Source organism: Pseudomonas palleroniana (genome assembly GCF_003031675.1).
GTDB lineage: Bacteria > Pseudomonadota > Gammaproteobacteria > Pseudomonadales > Pseudomonadaceae > Aquipseudomonas > Aquipseudomonas palleroniana.
Window position 1 is genome coordinate 87219 of record NZ_PYWX01000019.1, and the last position, 17124, is coordinate 104342.

Genomic DNA, 17124 nt, shown 5'->3' on the forward strand with positions numbered 1-17124 from the left:
TCGAGCTTTACAGATGATCCGCATCCACCACGGCCTTGGCGAACGCCTCGGGCGCTTCCTGGGGCAAGTTGTGGCCGATGCCGCCATTGACCTGACGGAACTGGTACTTGCCGGTGAAACGCTTGGCGTAGTCCTCCGGTTGCGGGTGCGGTGCGCCGTTGGCGTCGCCTTCCAGGGTGATGGTCGGCACGCCAATCGACGGCGAGGTGGCGAGTTGCTGCTCCAGTGCCGCGTACTGCGCCTCTCCCTGCACCAGCCCCAGGCGCCAGCGGTAATTGAAGACGGTGATGGCGACGTGGTCGGGGTTGTCCAGGCCCTTGGCGCTGCGGTTGAAGGTGGCGTCGTCGAACTGCCATTGCGGAGAGGCGGTTTGCCAGATCAGCTTGGCGAAGTCGTGGGTGTTTTTCTGATAGCCCGCCGCGCCGCGCTCGGTGGCGAAGTAGAACTGGTACCACCATTGCAACTCGGCCTTGGGTGGCAGCGGGTTCTTGCCGGCGGCCTGGTTGCCGATCAGGTAACCGCTGACTGACACCAGCGCCTTGATCCGCTCCGGCCACAGCGCCGAGACGATATCCGCCGAGCGTGCGCCCCAGTCATAACCCCCCAGCACCGCTTGCTGGATCTTCAGGGCATCCATGAAGTCGATCACATCCTGGGCCAACGCGGCGGGTTCGCCATTGCGCAGGGTTTTATCCGACAGAAAACGCGTGTCGCCATAACCCCGGGCGTAGGGGATCAGTACGCGATAACCCTTGGCTGCGAGCAGTGAGGCAACGTTGGCGTAGCTGTCGATATCGTAGGGCCAGCCGTGCAGCAGGATCACCGCCTGGCCGTTGGCCGGGCCGACTTCGGCGTAGGCCACCTCCAGCAGGCCTGCCTTGATGTGCTTGAGAGCACCGAAGCTGGATTGGCTGACGGCGTGTGGGATATTGGTCTCAGGCATTTCGGCATTGGCCACGCCCACGGCGCCGAGTGGCGACAGGGCCAGGGCCAGGAACAGAGAGCGGCGGTTCAACTGAGTGTGCATGGCGAGCCTCCTACGGCTTGATGTGTGCCTGGCTCTCAGTTGAACGCCGGGTGGTATCTGGCGTGTGTCAGCGATGCGCCTCGGTTCAGGGGTTATGTATCGCAGTGGTCGCCATACACACTGCGATACAAAGACTCAGAAATCGACCTGCACACCCACGGTGCCTGATCGTCCGTTGACGGCATTGCTGTCGAGATTGCTGGTGTAACCCAACTCGCCGTAAACGCTGACATCCTGGGCGACTTTCAGCGTTGCGCCAACTTTCAGCTCCATCGTGGTGGATTTTTGTTGGATGTTGATATCGGTCACGCCGTTATACCTCACGGTACTTTTGCCATCGCCGGTGTGCCACACGTTGGCCCGCACATAGGGTTGCAGCGGCATGCCACGCACCTGGTAGTCACCTCGCAGCCGCGCGCCGAGGCGGGTGGTGACGTTGGTGTCGCTGTGGAACGTGATTGCGGAGGGGCCGTCATTTTGACTGTCCAGTGAGCTGTGCCCCACGATGAACTGGCCCTGGGGTTCAAGTTCCCAATGTGGGCTGATGGAAAACGGCCAGCCGACTTCGGCCGAGGCCGTCACGTCGCGCCCCTTGACCTTCATCTTGATGCCCCGATCAGACTCGCTATGCCCGTCGATCCAGGACTTCATCAGCACCAGGTCGAGGTAGGCACGGTTGGCCCCAATCAACGTCCAATAGACGCCCAGGCTCTTGTTGCGCAAGGTGACGTCGCCGGCATTGTTGTCCTCAAAGCCGTCATTGAAGCCTTTGATACTGCCTTGCAAACGACCCTGGCCAACGAACAGGCCGGCGCGTTGGGTCTGGCCGGTGTCGTGAGCGTGGGCATAGAGATCGGTGCCCAGTTGGTAGCCGCTCCGCGAGCTGTTCAATGTGGGGTTCACCGTCCCGGTAAAACCCTGGCGACCATTGCCGCCATACACCCTGGCCCAGCCGGTGGGGAATACACCGGTCTGTCGCGGTTGGGCCTGGTCACCCTGGCGCTCGTGATAGGTGCCGAGCATGCCTTGCACCATTTGTTGCACTGCGGGATACAACACGGAATAGACGGGCACTTCCTCGCGGTAGAGCGGGATCGGCTTGACGATGGGATTAATCGGGGCCGCCGGGTCTATGGGCGTGACGACAGGGTTCGGCGGCAGCGGCGGGGTGCCCGGTACCGGCTCCGGTAGCGGGGTGACGATGACCGGGTCAGGCGGTTGCGTGACAGGGACGGTGTTGCGCAGGTAATAGTTTTGCTCCGTGCCTGGGGTGACGCCGCCCTTGAACAGGTAGTAATTGAAGGCGCCTGCGGATACCCCGGAGGAGGTAAAGGCAGTGCCAGCGCCGGTCGCGCCGTTGATCGCCTGCACCACCAGAATACCGTCTTGCAAGGTCGCAGCGCCTTTGCCGCCGAGGTTGGTGACGCTGAGGCTGGTGGTGCCGCTGAGGGTGCCCTGGCTCACCACCAGCTTGTCACTGGGCGAACCGTCGCCGTCCAATACGCTACTGAGCGCGAGCCGGCCACCGGTGCCGTTATAGTTACCATTGACGGTCAGACTGTGGGTGGCCGTGGGGTTACCGGTCATGTCGATCAGCCCGCCGTTGTTCAGTGTGGCCAGTTGACCGCTGGTGAAGGGGCTGATGACACCCGTGTCCACCAACAGCGTGCTTGAGCCGTCGACTGTCATCGTGCCAGTTCCGGTGCCGCTGTCTCCCAGTACGAATGTGCCGCCCAGTTTCAGGCTGGAGTTGTTGTCCAGTCGCACCGTCTCCCAGTTGCTAAAGCGTTCCGGGTCGTTAGCCTGAGTGTTATCCAGGGTCAGCGTGTCGTTGCCGGGGCCACCATCGAGTTGCGACGTGGACAACGCCGTACTCTCGCTCAGGTTCTGGAGCAGCGCGGTATCGTTATCGGCCCCCAACAGGATCGCGCCATGAATGAGCCCGGCGTCGCGCCAGATGAAGGTGTCGTCACCCGTGCCGGCGAGAATCTGGCCCATGATCTCTCCGCCAGTGACCTGGATGAAGTCGTCGCCACCGCTGGTGCTGATATTGCCGCCGACATGGGCAGTGCCTGAAATCAGGATGGTGTCTTTGTCGAAGCCGGTGACTACGCTGCCGTCCACATCCCCACCGCTCATATCGAACAGGTTTTTTTCGAGGCGCATGTCCACCCGGCCGATACGGCCACCGGTCATTGTCGCGCGGTCGCCGCTGAGAAACGCTCCTTTGATCCAGCCACCACTTATGTTGAGCTCATCGCTGCCGTCTCCCTGGTCCACTGGTTCGACGATGCCGCCGCTCATAAAGAGCTTATCCGTACCGGCACCTTGGAAGATTGCCCGCGCCTGACCACCACTGATCTGCATCACATCGGCGCCCGCGCCTTGCGTCACGTCACCGTTGATGGTGCCCTTGTTCAGCCGGAAAATATTGGCGCCATCGCCCATATCCACTGAGGCATTGACCTGTGTGCCGGTTGCATCCAGTTGCACCAGATCGCCGCCTGGCCCCAACCGGATATTGCCGCTGATCACCGCATTACCACTGGGGAACAGCACCTGGTTATCGCCCGTCAAGGCGGTGATGCCAGGGGTGGTGCCGCTGGTGCAGGTGAAAATCTGGCCTGAAGGCCCGGGGCTCGTGGTACAGGCCCCTTGGGAAAGAAGGGGCCAGGTGGCGAGCATCGCTGATGTAGCAATGCCCAAGTAAAGCCTGGGTGAAGTTGGTGTGCGCATGATCCGCCCTCGCTCAAGAGGCTCGTTGTCCTGGTACCTGGGCAATCCAGGTAGGGTTCAGGCCATGGCAACGTGAAGCGCGATACGGATCAGGGAATACGGGTTACCTGTTCGAAAACACCGGCCAATGCAAAGGGTTGGCATGGCTTTCTCGACTGCACCTCAACATGTGCAGCACTTTGCGCACCTTAGTCGCAGTTCGCCAGGGTCACCACTGTCAGAAATAACAGGTATAGACGACTGCCCGGCTAGACAAATACGATCTCATAAGGCTCGCGCATCCGTTCGAGCAGCACCTGGGCCATCATCGGGGCGAGGCCAATTTGCGGGTCGCCGGCCAACTGGCTGGCGTAGGCGTGCGCGGCGTGCAGCTTGCGCGCCACGCTCCAGCTGTCCAGCCGTACCTTGCGCGCGCGCTGCCAGGGAATCACCACGCCTTCCCGTGCCGGCCAATGCCAGGCCCAGATGGGTAGTTCATACAACTGCGCACCTACCAGGCTGCACGCCTTGGCGCTGGCCCGGCCGACGGCATCGTGGTCTGCATTGCCGTCGCGGCGCCAGGTGGTGAAGACCACGTCGCCGGGTTGCAGGTAGCGGGCGATGAATTGGCTCATCGGCTGTTCGCGTGCAGGCAGCGCATTGTCGAGGAAGCCACCGCGAATCCATTTCAGGCTGTGCAACGGCATGCCCAGGCGGCGCAGGGCTTCGACGCTTTCCTGTGGCCGCACCACGCTCAGGCGCCTGGCCGGCCATACGTTCGAGCCAGGATGGCTGGCACTGCCATCGGTGATGGAGATCAACTTCAGCGGATGCTCGCGGGTGCTGAGCAGTTGCAGCAAACCGCCACAGGCCAGGACTTCATCGCCAGGGTGGGGCGCGATCACCACCACGCGGGCGCCGGGCGGCACCAGTGAGGTCAAAGAAATGATGGGTATTTGCGCCAGTTGCGGCGCGCTGTTCCAGATTTGCGCGGGGCCGCGACGGCCTTCGCTTAACGAGGCAGGCTTCATGGGGGGTCACATCCTTGTCGGTTGATGCGGGGTCGTGCCCGGTTGACGGGACGACTCCTTTTTATTCACCTCAGGCTCCTGCCTGTAGTGAGTGCGCGGCGTTCCAACCTTGGAACGCTGTGCAAGGCGTTATGAGCATAGACAAGGATCTAGCGCTTTTACATGTCGGCCAGGCGTTTTTTTACGCAAGCTGCACCAGGCTTTTCAGGTAGTCACCGAACCCGCCTTGGGCGCGACAATCCAGGCGTGCGCTGGTGATCACCTGCGGCGAATGGCTCCAGGCGATGGAGGCGCCGCAGCGTTCCAGGTTGCGCACCAACTGCACATCCTCATGGCACGCCAGCGGCTCGAAACCACCGGCCTGTACGTAGGCACCGGCACTCACGCCCAGGTTGGCGCCGTGGATATGCCGATGGCCGTCACGGGCCTCATACGCCTGGTGATAGCGAATTTGCGCCGCCGGGTCGAAACCTTCGCTCCAGGCATCCACCGTGACCGTGCCGCACACCGCATCCACGCCCAGCGCCAGTTGTGCCACCAACCAATCGGGGGCGACGCGGCTGTCGGCGTCCGTGCAGGCGATCCATCGCGCGCCCTGGTTGAGCAAATGTCGCGCACCCACACCGCGCGCCTGCCCCACATTGCGCGCCTGCACCTGCAGGCTGTGTACCTGGTACGCCTGGGCAATCGACGCGCTGGCGTCGCTGCAACTGTCGAGCACCACGAGGATGTGTACCGCCTCGCCGAGCAAGCCTGGGTGACTGGCCGCGATCATCGCCGCCTTCAAGCACTCGCCCAACAACTTTTCTTCGTTATGGACCGGGATCAAAATGCCGATCATCGCAGGCCCTCATGGCTTGCGACCGAGGTGCCATCGCGGCTCCACAGGTCGAGTAGAAAATCCTCTTCGTGATGCTGCACCACCGGGTGCATGCCCAGTCGCTGCTGGAGCAGGGCGTGCACCTGTTCAGCGGTCTGCGGGCAACCCTCGATAAGCGGCCGCCAGTGGCAGGCCAGCAGTTGGCCGTTGGGGGCCAGTGAGGCAAGGGCGCAGTCAATCAGGCGGCGCAGATCAGCGGCGTCCAGGTAGTAGCCCAACTCGCTGAGCACGATCAATTCGAACTGGCCGGTAGGCCATTGTTCGGGCAGGCGGCGTTGCTGCACCTGGGCATGGGGAAATGCCGATAGACGCGTCCTGGCCAGTCCCACAGCCGTCGCCGCGGTGTCGCAACACACCAGTTGATCGCAGCGCGTGGCCAGTTCGGCGCTCAGTTCGCCGTTGGCACAGCCGGGTTCGAAGATCGATGTGTAGTGCGCCCGTGTGAGCACGGCCAGGGTCAGGGCCCGCTTGCGCTGTTCATACCAGCGTTGACGAAAGGCCCAGGGGTCGTCGTTGCCGGCAAACAGTTGGTCGAAATACGGGGTGGCCACGCTCATACAAACACCACTTCAAAAGGTTGCAGCAAGCGTTCCACCACATAAGGCGCCAGCACCGGGGCCAAGCCCGCCTGCGGGTCGCCCTCCAGTTGGCTGGCAAAGGCGTGGATGGCGTGACGCTTGCGGGCGACCGCCTGGGGCGTCATCGGGATCTTGCGGGCTCGGTGCCAGGGCACCTGACTGTCTTCGGGGGTGGCCCAGTGCCAAGTCCACACCGGCAATTCGTACAAGGTCGCGCCCACGGCCTGGGCCGCTTGGGCGCTGGCACGACCGACCGCTTCATGATCGCAATGACCGTCCTCACGCCAGGTGGTAAACACCACGTCGGTGGCCTTGAGGTAGCGCTGGATGAACGCGGCCAACTGCGCTTCCCGCGCCGCGACCTGGCTGTCGGCAAAACCTGCCCGCAGCCATTTCAGGCTGTGCAACGGCAGACCAAGGCGGTGCAGGGCCTGGGCCGACTCCTGTGGGCGCACCACGCTCAGGCGTTCCACCGGCCAGCGGCGCGAGCCCGGATGACTGGCGCTGCCGTCAGTCACGGAAATCAACTGAATGGGCCGCTCCAACGTCGCGAGGACCTGCATCAGGCCGCCACACCCGAGCACTTCATCGTCCGGGTGAGGTGCGATGATCACGGCGCGATGGCCTTCGGGCACCAACTGTTCGACGCTGACCACCGGCAACTCGGCCAGGCGCGTCGATGCCTGCCATTGATGCAACGGCGTGCCTTGGCCGACGATCGGATTGGGTCTCATAACTGCCACCTTCCTGTGGGTTCGCCTGCGACCTGTTCACCCAGGGCGGCCAGGTCGCGTTCGGCGTGACTTTGACGCACATACACCGGCAGATCCGCGATCAACTGGGCGAAGTGCGGGTCCTTGCAATAAGGCCCCGCGCCCACGGCCCGGCCGACGTGGTGGATCACCTGTTCAACGGTGTCCTCAATGCAGGCGCGTGTCTGTTGAGCCAAGAGCCGCGCATCGGCGCTCGGCTGCCGGTCGATCTGTTCGGCACTGGCACGCAGTACACACGCGGCGCTGTTCAAGGCGCTGTCGACTGCGCCGAGATGGGCGAGGGCGTGAGGTTCGGGGCGTTTTGCACACTGCTCACGCAGTACCTCAGCCAGGCGTTGGGCGGCGCCATACCAACAGGCGGCGATCCCGATCCCGCCTTGCCAGAAACCCGGGCGTGACAGGTAATCGCCCGGGCCACCGACCGCGAGGCCGCGGGCCTCGTTGAAGACGATTTCGACACTGCCGGTAGCCGCCATGCCGACGGCATCCCAGCCTTCGTCGGTCACGGTGATGCCGGGTTGATCCATGGCCACCGCGACCAATTGCTGGCGATCTTGCTCATCCCAGGCCGTCAGCAACCCGTGGCTGACCACCGCCGCCCCGGAGCACCAAGCCTTGCGCCCGTCGATCAGCAACCGGTGCCCGTCACGCCGCACCCGCACCTTCGCGGTGGGCGGCTCGGCGGCCCACATGCCCCAGGTGCTGCCCAAGGGCGGCGCGGGGCTGTGCAGCTCGGCGATGATCGCCAAGGCATCGGTATGCCCTTCGAACAACTTGCACAGGCGCAAATCATGCCCAGCCACTTGGGCCAGGCGGCTGAAGCGCGCCAATGTCGCGCCGCTGCCGGGCAACGGCAGCTGGTCCAGGCCTTCCTCCTGCAGCGCCCTCAGCGCCCGGCCGAGGGCCTGCGTATCCGCATAGCCCTGATAGCCTTGAAGGAAATGATGCAACGCCATGTCACACCTCGTCGTCGCGCTGCAGTTCGAACAACAGCAGTGAACGCCCCGTCACCGCGTACTCGTGGTCGAAATCAAAGCGCTCCTGGCCACGTACCGCGGGTTGATTGGTGTCGAGCAGGCAGGTCCAGCATTCACCTTCAGGCACCGGCGGCAGACGGAAATTGACCATGTCGTGGTGCGCGTTGACCACCAGCAGCAAGGTGGCGTCGGCCCCGGCGCGGCGAATCCCGGTTTCCTGGGCGCGGCCATCCATCAGCATACCCAGGCAACGGCCGTGGCTTTCCTGCCATTGTTCGGTGCTCATCTCATTGCCGTCCGGCGCCAGCCATGTGACGTCTTTCACACCGATATCTTCGTTGTAGTCGCCCACCAGGAAGCGGCCCCGACGCAGGATAGGGTAGGCCAGACGCAACTTGATCAGGCGTTTGACGAATTTGAGCAGCGCCTTGCCGTCATCGTCCAGGTCCCAGTTGACCCAGCCGATCTCACTGTCCTGGCAATACGCGTTGTTGTTGCCGTGTTGGGTGCGCGCAAACTCGTCGCCGGCCACAATCATGGGCGTGCCCTGGGCCAGCAGCAGGGTGGCGAAGAAGTTACGCATCTGGCGCAGGCGCAGCGCGTTGATTTCCGGATCATCGGTGGGGCCTTCGACGCCATGGTTCCATGACAGGTTGTTGTTGCTGCCGTCCTGGTTGTTTTCGTCGTTGGCTTCGTTGTGCTTGTCGTTGTAGGAGACCAGATCGTGTAGGGTGAAACCGTCGTGGGCGGTGATGAAGTTCACCGAGCTGTACGGCCGGCGGCCCCGATGGTTGAACATCTCACCGGAGGCGGTCATGCGCCCGGCGAAATCCGCCAGTTGGCCATCGTCGCCTTTCCAGAAGGCGCGCACGGTATCGCGGAAGCGGTCGTTCCATTCCACCCAGCCCGGTGGGAAGTTGCCGACTTGATAACCGCCTGGGCCGCAGTCCCATGGCTCTGCAATCAGTTTCAGCTGGCGCAGCACCGGATCCTGACGGCAGGCGACCAGGAAGCTGTGGCGCTCGTCGAAGCCGTCACGGTAGCGCCCGAGGATCGTCGCCAGATCGAAGCGGAACCCGTCGACGTGCATCTCGTTGGCCCAGTAACGCAAGGAGTCGGTGACCATTTGCAGGACGCACGGATGGCTCAGATCCAGGGTGTTGCCGGTGCCGGAGTCGTTGATGTAGAAGCGCTTGTCGTCGGGCATCAGCCGGTAGTAGGAGGCGTTGTCGATACCGCGCATGGACAGGGTCGGGCCGCGTTCGTTGCCTTCGGCGGTGTGGTTGTAGACCACGTCGAGGATTACTTCCAGCTTCTGCTCGTGCAGGTGCGCGACCATCTCCTTGAATTCTGCGATCTTGCCGCTGGCCAGGTAACGCGGGTCGGGGGCAAAGAACGCGATGCTGTTGTAGCCCCAATAGTTGGTCATGCCTTTTTGCAGCAGGTGCTGGTCGTTGACGAACGCATGCACAGGCAGCAACTCGACCGACGATACGCCCAATTGGCGGATGTGCTTGAGCACATCGTCGTTCATCAACCCGGCGCAGGTGCCGCGTACCGAGTCGCCCACCGAAGGGTGACGCATGCTGATGCCGCGCAGGTGGGTCTCGTAGATGATCGTACGGTCCCATGGCACTCGCACCGGTTGGTCGTTGCCCCAGGTGTGGGCTGGGTCAATCACTTTGCACTTGGGCACGAAGGGCGCGCTGTCGCGTTCGTCGAAACTGAGGTCGTCGTCCGGATGGCCGATGGTGTAGCCGAACAGCGCCTCGGACCATTTGAGTTCGCCCACCAGCTGTTTGGCGTAGGGGTCGATCAGCAATTTGTTGTGGTTGAAGCGATGGCCGTTGGCCGGGTCATAGGGGCCGTACACCCGGTAGCCATAGATCAACCCGGGGTGGGCGTCGGGCAGGTAGCCGTGGAAGATCTCGTCGGTGTATTCGGGCAGTTCGATACGCTCAAGCTCGACCTCGCCTGTGTCGTCGAACAGGCATAACTCCACCTTGGTGGCGTTGGCCGAGAACAGCGCGAAGTTGACGCCCAGACCGTCCCAGGTGGCGCCCAGAGGGAAGGGCAAGCCTTCACGGATTCGCGACGGCTCATTGCCCGACGTCGATGGGGTCTTTTGGGGTTTGCTCATTCGATGTTGCTCCTGCAAGGGTCTTTTTCCGGGCCGAACGAAACCGCGCTGACGAGGGTTCAGCTGAGAAGTTTGAAAAGTGAGTGCACCTCCTGCCGGCGAGACCGGCAGAAGGCTTATGGCGTCACGGGGTTACGGCTTGGGCTTTTTCGGCGCCGCCGGTTTCTTGGCCGGCGGCGGTGCCGGTTTGCTTACCGCTGCCGGTTTGGCTTTTGTCGCAGGCGGCTTGGCAGCGGCCTTCGGTTTGGCGGCGGGCTTAGGTTTGCTTGGCGTCAGTGCTTCGGCTTCCGCCAACTTGCGTGCCATCTCCCAGTGGCGTGCATCTTCGCCGTGAGGCTTGCCTTCAGACTCCCAGATCTGATGCGCCAGTTCGCGTATTCGTTTGTCGTCAGTACTCATCACAATGCTCCTCGCAGAAAATTTTCAGCTTTCTTGATCATCAGGATTGATAAAGACATTGACTGGGCATTCCCCCAGGGCAGTGCTGATCAACAGCTCCTTGTTGGGTGTGACTGCGCCCGTTTGAAAAAGTCCCTTCCAGTTTTGCGTTATGCCGGTAAACGGTAATTTCACCCGCGTATCGCCCCAAACCCGCGCAGGAATATGCGGCCGTTCACTGTTTTCAAGCAGGCGATGGGGCCAGCGTGGCACCACCACCAGTACGCGTTTGCCCTGCTGTTCGCGGTAGAACGCGACCACGTGTTCGGCATGGGTGCCCTCGACCTCCAAGGGCGTGTAGCTGCCCCGGCTGAACACTTCGGGGTGGGCCTTGCGCAAGGCCAGTGCCTGGGCGATCACCGCTTGTTTGATACGCCCATCGCGCCAGTTGGACAAGCCTTCTTCGATGCCCGGTGGTGCCTGCAACGCGCGTTGCCGTGCGCTGAAATCCACCGGACGGCGGTTGTCCGGGTCCACCAGGCTGAAGTCCCAGAACTCATCGCCCTGGTATAGGTCCGGCACCCCCGGCACGGTAAGGCGAAGCAAGGTTTGCGCCAGACCATTCAAGGCGCCGGCCGGTGCGATGGCCTCGGCGGCTTGCGCCAGCGCAGTGCGTAATGGCTGGCCTTCAGGGCTGAGCAACAGGCGCGACAGGAACGTTTCAACCCCTTTCTCATAGGCTTCGTTCGGTGCGCTCCAACTGCTCTGCAACTTGGCCTCGCGCAGGGCCTTCTGTTGCCATTGCCAGAGTCGTTGCTGGTAGCCCTCAAGGTCAGGGTTGGCGTCCAGCGGCCAACTGCCGAGCAGTACTTGATAAAGGATCAGTTCATCGCCGGCCGAGGGGCTATTGCCATCCTCGCGTAACGGCGTCGCCAGGTGGCGCCAGTGCTGCACTTGTTCGGCGTACCACGGTGCGCACTCGCTGATCACCGCCAGGCGCGCACGACTGTCTTCACCGCGTTTATGGTCATGCGTGGCGGTGGCCAGCAGGTTATCGGGAAAGCTCTGCAAGCGTTGTTGGTTGGCGGCATGAAAGTCGGTCAGGGAGGCGCTGAACTGCTCAGTGCTGAAGCCCACATCGTTACGCGACAGCAACACCGCCGAACGATAAAACGCAGTGTCCTCCACGGCCTTGGCCGCGGCCGGCGAGGTCAACTGCTGGAAGCGCACGCAGGCATGCTTGAGTATCTTGCGCTCGCGGCCGCGCGGGCGATTGCGCCAGGGCTGGCCGCCCAACCAGTTTTCCAGGTGGTCGAGCACCGGCCAGTCACCTTCACTCAGGATCTCGCGGGCGCCGCTCATGGCGTGTTGGAAGACACGCTCATCGTCGGCACTGCGGCCCTGGGCGCTGATATAAGTGCGATACACCGGGAAATGCACGATCAGCGCCTGCAACGCACGGCGGATCGCGCCCAGTGTCAGGTCGCGCGTCATCACATCGTCGCGGGCCACTTGCAACAGTGCCTGGGCAACGCTTTCAAAGTCGCCGGCCAGGGAGCCGTTGAGGATTTGCTGGCGCGCCAGCCACGCCTCTTCGATGAATGCCGGGGGACGTTCGCTATGGTGCGTCCATAATTGCGCCAGCGGCTCAAAGCCTTGCGGGTCATGTTGCAGCAGTGACAGCTGGTTCATGAATTCATAGCCGGTGGTTCCGTCCACCTGCCAGTCCTGGCGCAGGGTTTCGCCTTCGCCCAGAATCTTTTCCACGAAGATCGGCACGTGCCGCCCGGGCGCCAGCGCATCCACTCGACGACGCAACTTGCGGCAATAGCCCCGTGGGTCGGCCAGGCCGTCGACATGGTCAATGCGCAGGCCGTCCACCAGACCCTGGCTGATCAGTTCGAAGATCTTGGCGTGGGTGGCCTCGAATACGGCGCTGCGCTCGACGCGCAGGCCACCCAGTTCGTTCACGTCGAAGAAGCGTCGCCAGTTGATGTCGTCGGCGGCGGTACGCCAGCTGGCCAGGCGGTAGGTCTGTTGTTCCAGCAACTGGTGCAGTTGCTCAAAGCCCTCAGGCGTGCGGCTGTCGAACGCCTTGAGCCGCTGTTCGATGGCCGGCGACACTTTGCTCGCGCGCTCGGCAAGCGCCTGCTTGAGCGCGGCCGCTTCGCGGTAGGCATCGTCCTGATAGGCGAGGGCGCTGAAACGGTCGGCCAATGGCTTGAGCGATTCATCGTGGCCGAGAATCACGCCATAATCTCTCGGGCAGATCGGAAAGCGATGTTCGTAATGCTCGACGTAGAAAGCGCCGTGTTCAGCATCGAAATGCAGGGTCAGCGTGCCGCTTTGCAAGGCTTCGCCGTAGTCGCTGCCCAGGAACGGCATCAACAGTTGGCCCTTGAGCAGCGGGTCGGGGGAGTGCCACTGGATATCGAAGAATTCGCTGTAGGGGCTCAGGCGGCCCCACTCCAGCAAGTCCAGCCACCAGGGGTTGTCGGCACCGCCGACGGCCATGTGGTTGGAGACGATATCCAGGATCAACCCCATCCCGTGCTCACGCAAGGTGGCCACGAGGCGGTGCAGGGCAGGCTCGCCGCCCAGCTCCGGGTTGATGCGGGTGGGGTCGACGACATCGTACCCGTGCATGGAGCCGGCCCGGGCGCAGAGCAGTGGTGAGGCGTATAGATGGCTGATGCCGAGCCGGGCGAAATACGGCACCAGCGGCACCGCATCATCGAGGGTGAAACCTTTATGAAATTGCAGGCGTTGGGTGGCGCGTAAAGGGAATGCTTTCATCGGTCACGCTCGTGGGCCTGGTTACGGGCTACGGCCAGCAGTTCGAGGCGGCGGGCGGCACCGGCATTGTCGAGTAGGCTGGACGCCTCGCCGGGCAGGCGGCGGCGCCAATTGGGGTGGGTGTCGGTAGTGCCGGGCAGGTTGGCCTGCTCTTCCAGGCCCAGCGCGTCCTCCAGGGGCAGCAGCACCAACGGTGCACGGGTGTGGCCCAGGTAGCGCACGCTGGCATCGATCATATGGTCGGTCTCATTGCGGATCTCATCGACGAAATTCTGCGGGTCCTGGCTCAACGCCTGACGCAACGCCTGGCGTTCACGCAGGCGGTGTTCGCTCCATTGCTCTACGGTGGGGGCATCGATCAGGCCCAGTTGGATATTCCATTCGATATCGCGGCTGTGCCACCAGCCGTTGAGGGTTGGCAAATCATGGGTGCTGGTGGTGGCCAGGGCGTTATCCGGCCAGTCGAGAATCGGTTTGAATTGGCCATCGTGATTCTGTTCGAACAACAGCACGCGCATGCCAAGGATCGAGCGGCCGCTGAGTTTTTCCCGCAGGCCGTCGGGCACCGTGCCCAGGTCTTCACCCAGCACAATGGCCTGGTGGCGGTGGGACTCCAGGGCCAACAGGCGCAGCATGTCATCCACCGGGTAATACAGGTACGCCCCGTCACGTGGCGACGCGCCGTTGGGGATCACCCACAGGCGTTGCAGGCCCATCACATGGTCGATACGCAGGCCGCCGGCATGTGCGAAGTTGGCCCGCAGCATCTCGATGAAAGCGCGGAAACCGTTGCGCTTGAGGCCCTCCGGGGAGAATGCGGAGATGCCCCAGCCTTGGCCCGCGCGGTTAAGGATGTCCGGTGGTGCTCCCACGGTGAGGTCGGCCAGCAGTTCATCCTGGCGGCTCCACGCCTGGCTGCCGCCGCCGTCGGCGCCGACGGCCAGGTCAGCGATCAGGCCAACGCCCATGCCGCTGCCCCGGGCGGCTTGCTGTGCCCGTTGCAGGCTACGGGCGATCAGCCATTGGCAGAAGGCGAAGTAGCCGATCTCGTCGCGGTGTTTCTCGGCGAACTGGGCCAGGGCCGGGCTCTGCGGGGTACGCCAGTCTTGTGGCCAGTGGCGCCAGTCGAGGTCTTCGCCGGCCGCGGCGCGCTGGGCTTGCACGGCTTCGAAGCGGCAGTGGTTTTCCAGGGCTTCACCGCCGGTCTGGCGGAAACTGAGGAAGTCGGCGTGTTGCGGGTGCTCGCCCTGGCGGAAATCTTCATACAGCGTGCGCAGCAAGCGTTGCTTGGCCTTGGCGGCGGCGGGCCAGTCGATCAGCGGCAGTTGTTCAAGGGCATGCAGTTCCTCTTCCAACCCGGCGGCGGCAACCGCGTTGCGTACTTCACGCTCGCCCAGGATGCACGCCGGGGAGGCATACAGGCTGTTGAGAAACAGGCGGCTGGACGGTGAATAAGGGCTGTAGCGCTCGGTGTCGGCGCTGAACATGGCGTGCATCGGGCTGATCGCCAGGGCGTCGGCACCGCGTTCGGCGGCGGAACGGACCAGGTGCTCCAGGGCCAGGGTGTCGCCAAAACCGCCGTCACCGAGGCGCCGCAGGCCATACAGTTGGGCGCTCAGGCCCCAGGCGCGGGCGGGACGGCTGTCGACCGCCTCGGCCACGCTGTAGCAGTGGTCGGGAGCCACGGCCAGGGTGAAGGTCTGGTCGGCGATATGCACACAGTGGTAGCCCAGGGCAATGATGCCAGGCAGCACGGCATTACCGTCGAGGCGCAACTCCAGGGTTTCACCCTGTTCCAGGCTGACCCGGCAGGGCGTGTCCGGCGCGAAGTAGCGCGCCAGGTCCAAGGGCTCACCGGAGTCGATGGTCATGAGGGGCGGCAGGTGCTTGTCTTGTTGCACCTGCTCAAGTTCCAGCAGGCTGGCGTCGATCTCGGCGTCGGTGTCGGCCGGGTGGCCCAGGCCTTTGAGCACCGCGCGCAGGGCGTCGGGTTTCACATGTTGCGGGCGGCCGTTGGCGTCGATCCAATCGACGGCCAGGCCCGCGCGGCTGGCGAGGATTTCCAGGTTCGCTTCGCTCAAGGGTGATCTCCAACAGGGGTTAGGAAGACGCGTGCGCTGAAGGGCGCCAGCAGCGCGCCCTGGTTGGCCGGCGTTTGGAAAAGACAGGCGTGCGGCGCTGCGTGTTCGAGGGGCTCGGCGCTCAGGTTGAGGTCGATTTGCAACAGGCTGCCGTTGCCCAGCCGCCAGCGGGCGCTGACGGCGCCGTCGGCCAGCACCCGCGCCCCGAGAGCCACGCAGCCGGGCAAGTGGGGCACGATATGTTGGTGACGCAGGCTCAGCAGTTGCCGGTAGAGCTGGGTGTGTTCGTTATCGCTAAACGAAGGGATCGAACGCTGGAAGGTTGTCAGGGCATTGGGATCGGGAATCCGCTCACGCTGTTCAGGGTCATTGAAGGCGGCGAAGTCGGCAAACTCATTGCGTCGGCCTTCGCGTACCGCCTCAGCCAGTTCGCCGTGATGATCGGTGAAAAACAGGAAGGGTTCTTCGGCCGCCACCTCATCGCCCATGAACACCAAAGGAATCATCGGCGACAGCAGCAATAACGTAGTGGCGGCTATCAGGGCCTGGGGTGAACACAACTGATGCAGGCGTTCACCCAAGGCGCGATTGCCGATCTGGTCATGGTTCTGCAAGAACAGTACGAAGGCACTCGGCGGCAGATGCCCGCTGGGCTCACCGCGAGGGTCGCCGTGGCGGTTGGCCTGCCCCTGGTAGATAAAACCTTCGCTCAGGCAGCGAGCCAACTGGGCCGTGGTGTCTGCGGCAAAGTCGCGGTAATAGGCATCGGTCTCGCCGGTCAGCAGCACATGCAGGGCATTGTGGCCGTCGTCGTTCCATTGCGCATCGAAATCCTGTTCCAGCAGGTTGGCCTGGTTGTGCTCGTTTTCCAGCACCAGCCACACCTGGCGGCCCAGGTCGACCTGTTCGCGCACACGCTGCGCCAACGCGTGCAGGAACCCGGGGTTATCGATGGCGTGCACGGCGTCCAGGCGCAAGCCGTCGAAGCGATATTCCAGCAGCCACATCAGCGCGTTATCGAGGAAGAAGTCGCGTACTTCCCGGCGATCGAAATCGATCCCGGCGCCCCAGGGCGTGTGCACGTCCTCTTGAAAGAACGCCTTGGCGTATTGGCCCAGGTAGTTACCGTCGGGCCCGAAGTGGTTGTAGACCACATCGAGAATCACCGCCAGGCCGTGTCCATGGGCGCTGTCGATCAGGTGCTTGAGTTGTTCGGGCGTGCCGTAGGAGGCCTGCGGTGCATAGGGCAGCACCCCGTCGTAGCCCCAATTGCGTTCGCCGGGGAACTGCGCCAAGGGCATCAGTTCGATCGCGGTGAAGCCCAGTTCAGCCAGGCGTGGCAGGTGTTTTTCAACGGCAGCGTAGCCACCCAGTGCCCCGACATGCAGCTCGTAGATCACCGCTTCATGCCAGGGCCGGCCTTGCCAGTGGCTGTTCTGCCAGGGGTAAGCGAGCGGGTCGACGACCCGGCTCCAACCGTGGACATCCGAGACCTGGGCCCTGGACGCCGGGTCGGGGACATCGGTTTCACCGTCGATGTTGTAGCGGTAGCAAGTGCCCGCCGGGCACTTGACCTCTACTTCGAACCAGCCATCTGCCTGGGGCAGCATGGCAATGGATTTTCCGTCTTTGAATTCAACGCTGACATAAAACGCGTCTGGCGCCCACAAGGCAAAACGCGTGTGTTGCGCGTCCAGCATGATTGCACCGTGGGGCCAGGTTTCCAGAGTCCATGACGGCATCTGTGA

The 17124-nt window shown here is 63.2% G+C and carries 12 protein-coding genes; all 12 read right to left on the reverse strand.

The genetic code is table 11. From position 1 onward, the window contains the following. Positions 1–7: 7 nt before the first annotated feature. Entirely contained in the window at positions 8–1027 is a 1020-nt protein-coding gene (locus tag C9383_RS06825) for an alpha/beta fold hydrolase (protein ID WP_090370792.1), read from the reverse strand. 135 nt (positions 1028–1162) lie between these two features. Beyond that, the gene (locus C9383_RS06830; protein ID WP_090370794.1) at positions 1163–3763 is read right to left on the reverse strand and encodes an autotransporter family protein; all 2601 of its coding nucleotides are present in this window, start codon (positions 3761–3763) and stop codon (positions 1163–1165) included. 248 nt (positions 3764–4011) lie between these two features. Beyond that, positions 4012–4773 carry a PIG-L deacetylase family protein gene (locus tag C9383_RS06835; protein WP_090370796.1) on the reverse strand — a complete coding sequence of 254 codons (762 nt, stop codon included), beginning with the start codon at positions 4771–4773 and terminating at the stop codon, positions 4012–4014. A gap of 181 nt (positions 4774–4954) precedes the next feature. Further along, positions 4955–5614 carry a glycosyltransferase family 2 protein gene (locus C9383_RS06840; RefSeq protein WP_090370798.1) on the reverse strand — a complete coding sequence of 220 codons (660 nt, stop codon included), beginning with the start codon at positions 5612–5614 and terminating at the stop codon, positions 4955–4957. Then, positions 5611–6210, reverse strand: coding sequence for an SAM-dependent methyltransferase (locus tag C9383_RS06845; RefSeq protein WP_090370799.1), 600 nt, complete (start codon positions 6208–6210; stop codon positions 5611–5613). The genes C9383_RS06840 and C9383_RS06845 overlap by 4 nt, the downstream gene beginning before the upstream one ends. After that, a complete protein-coding gene (locus C9383_RS06850; RefSeq protein WP_060752708.1) occupies positions 6207–6965 on the reverse strand; it encodes a PIG-L deacetylase family protein in 759 nt (252 codons plus the stop codon). The genes C9383_RS06845 and C9383_RS06850 overlap by 4 nt, the downstream gene beginning before the upstream one ends. After that, the gene (locus tag C9383_RS06855) at positions 6962–7960 is read right to left on the reverse strand and encodes an acyl-CoA dehydrogenase family protein (protein ID WP_090370801.1); all 999 of its coding nucleotides are present in this window, start codon (positions 7958–7960) and stop codon (positions 6962–6964) included. Before C9383_RS06855 ends, C9383_RS06850 begins: the two co-directional genes overlap by 4 nt. A 1-nt stretch (position 7961) precedes the next feature. Beyond that, positions 7962–10121: a glycogen debranching protein GlgX gene (gene glgX / locus C9383_RS06860; RefSeq protein WP_090370803.1), complete on the reverse strand. Its 2160-nt coding sequence runs from the start codon at positions 10119–10121 to the stop codon at positions 7962–7964. 132 nt (positions 10122–10253) lie between these two features. Next, a complete protein-coding gene (locus tag C9383_RS06865) occupies positions 10254–10520 on the reverse strand; it encodes a DUF2934 domain-containing protein (protein ID WP_060752711.1) in 267 nt (88 codons plus the stop codon). Between the two features lie 24 nt (positions 10521–10544). Then, entirely contained in the window at positions 10545–13295 is a 2751-nt protein-coding gene (locus tag C9383_RS06870; RefSeq protein WP_090370805.1) for a malto-oligosyltrehalose synthase, read from the reverse strand. Continuing rightward, complete coding sequence (gene malQ, locus C9383_RS06875) at positions 13292–15376, reverse strand: 4-alpha-glucanotransferase (RefSeq protein WP_090370807.1); 2085 nt, start codon at positions 15374–15376, stop codon at positions 13292–13294. The genes C9383_RS06870 and malQ overlap by 4 nt, the downstream gene beginning before the upstream one ends. Continuing rightward, complete coding sequence (gene treZ / locus C9383_RS06880; protein WP_090370809.1) at positions 15373–17118, reverse strand: malto-oligosyltrehalose trehalohydrolase; 1746 nt, start codon at positions 17116–17118, stop codon at positions 15373–15375. Before treZ ends, malQ begins: the two co-directional genes overlap by 4 nt. Positions 17119–17124 lie beyond the last annotated feature (6 nt).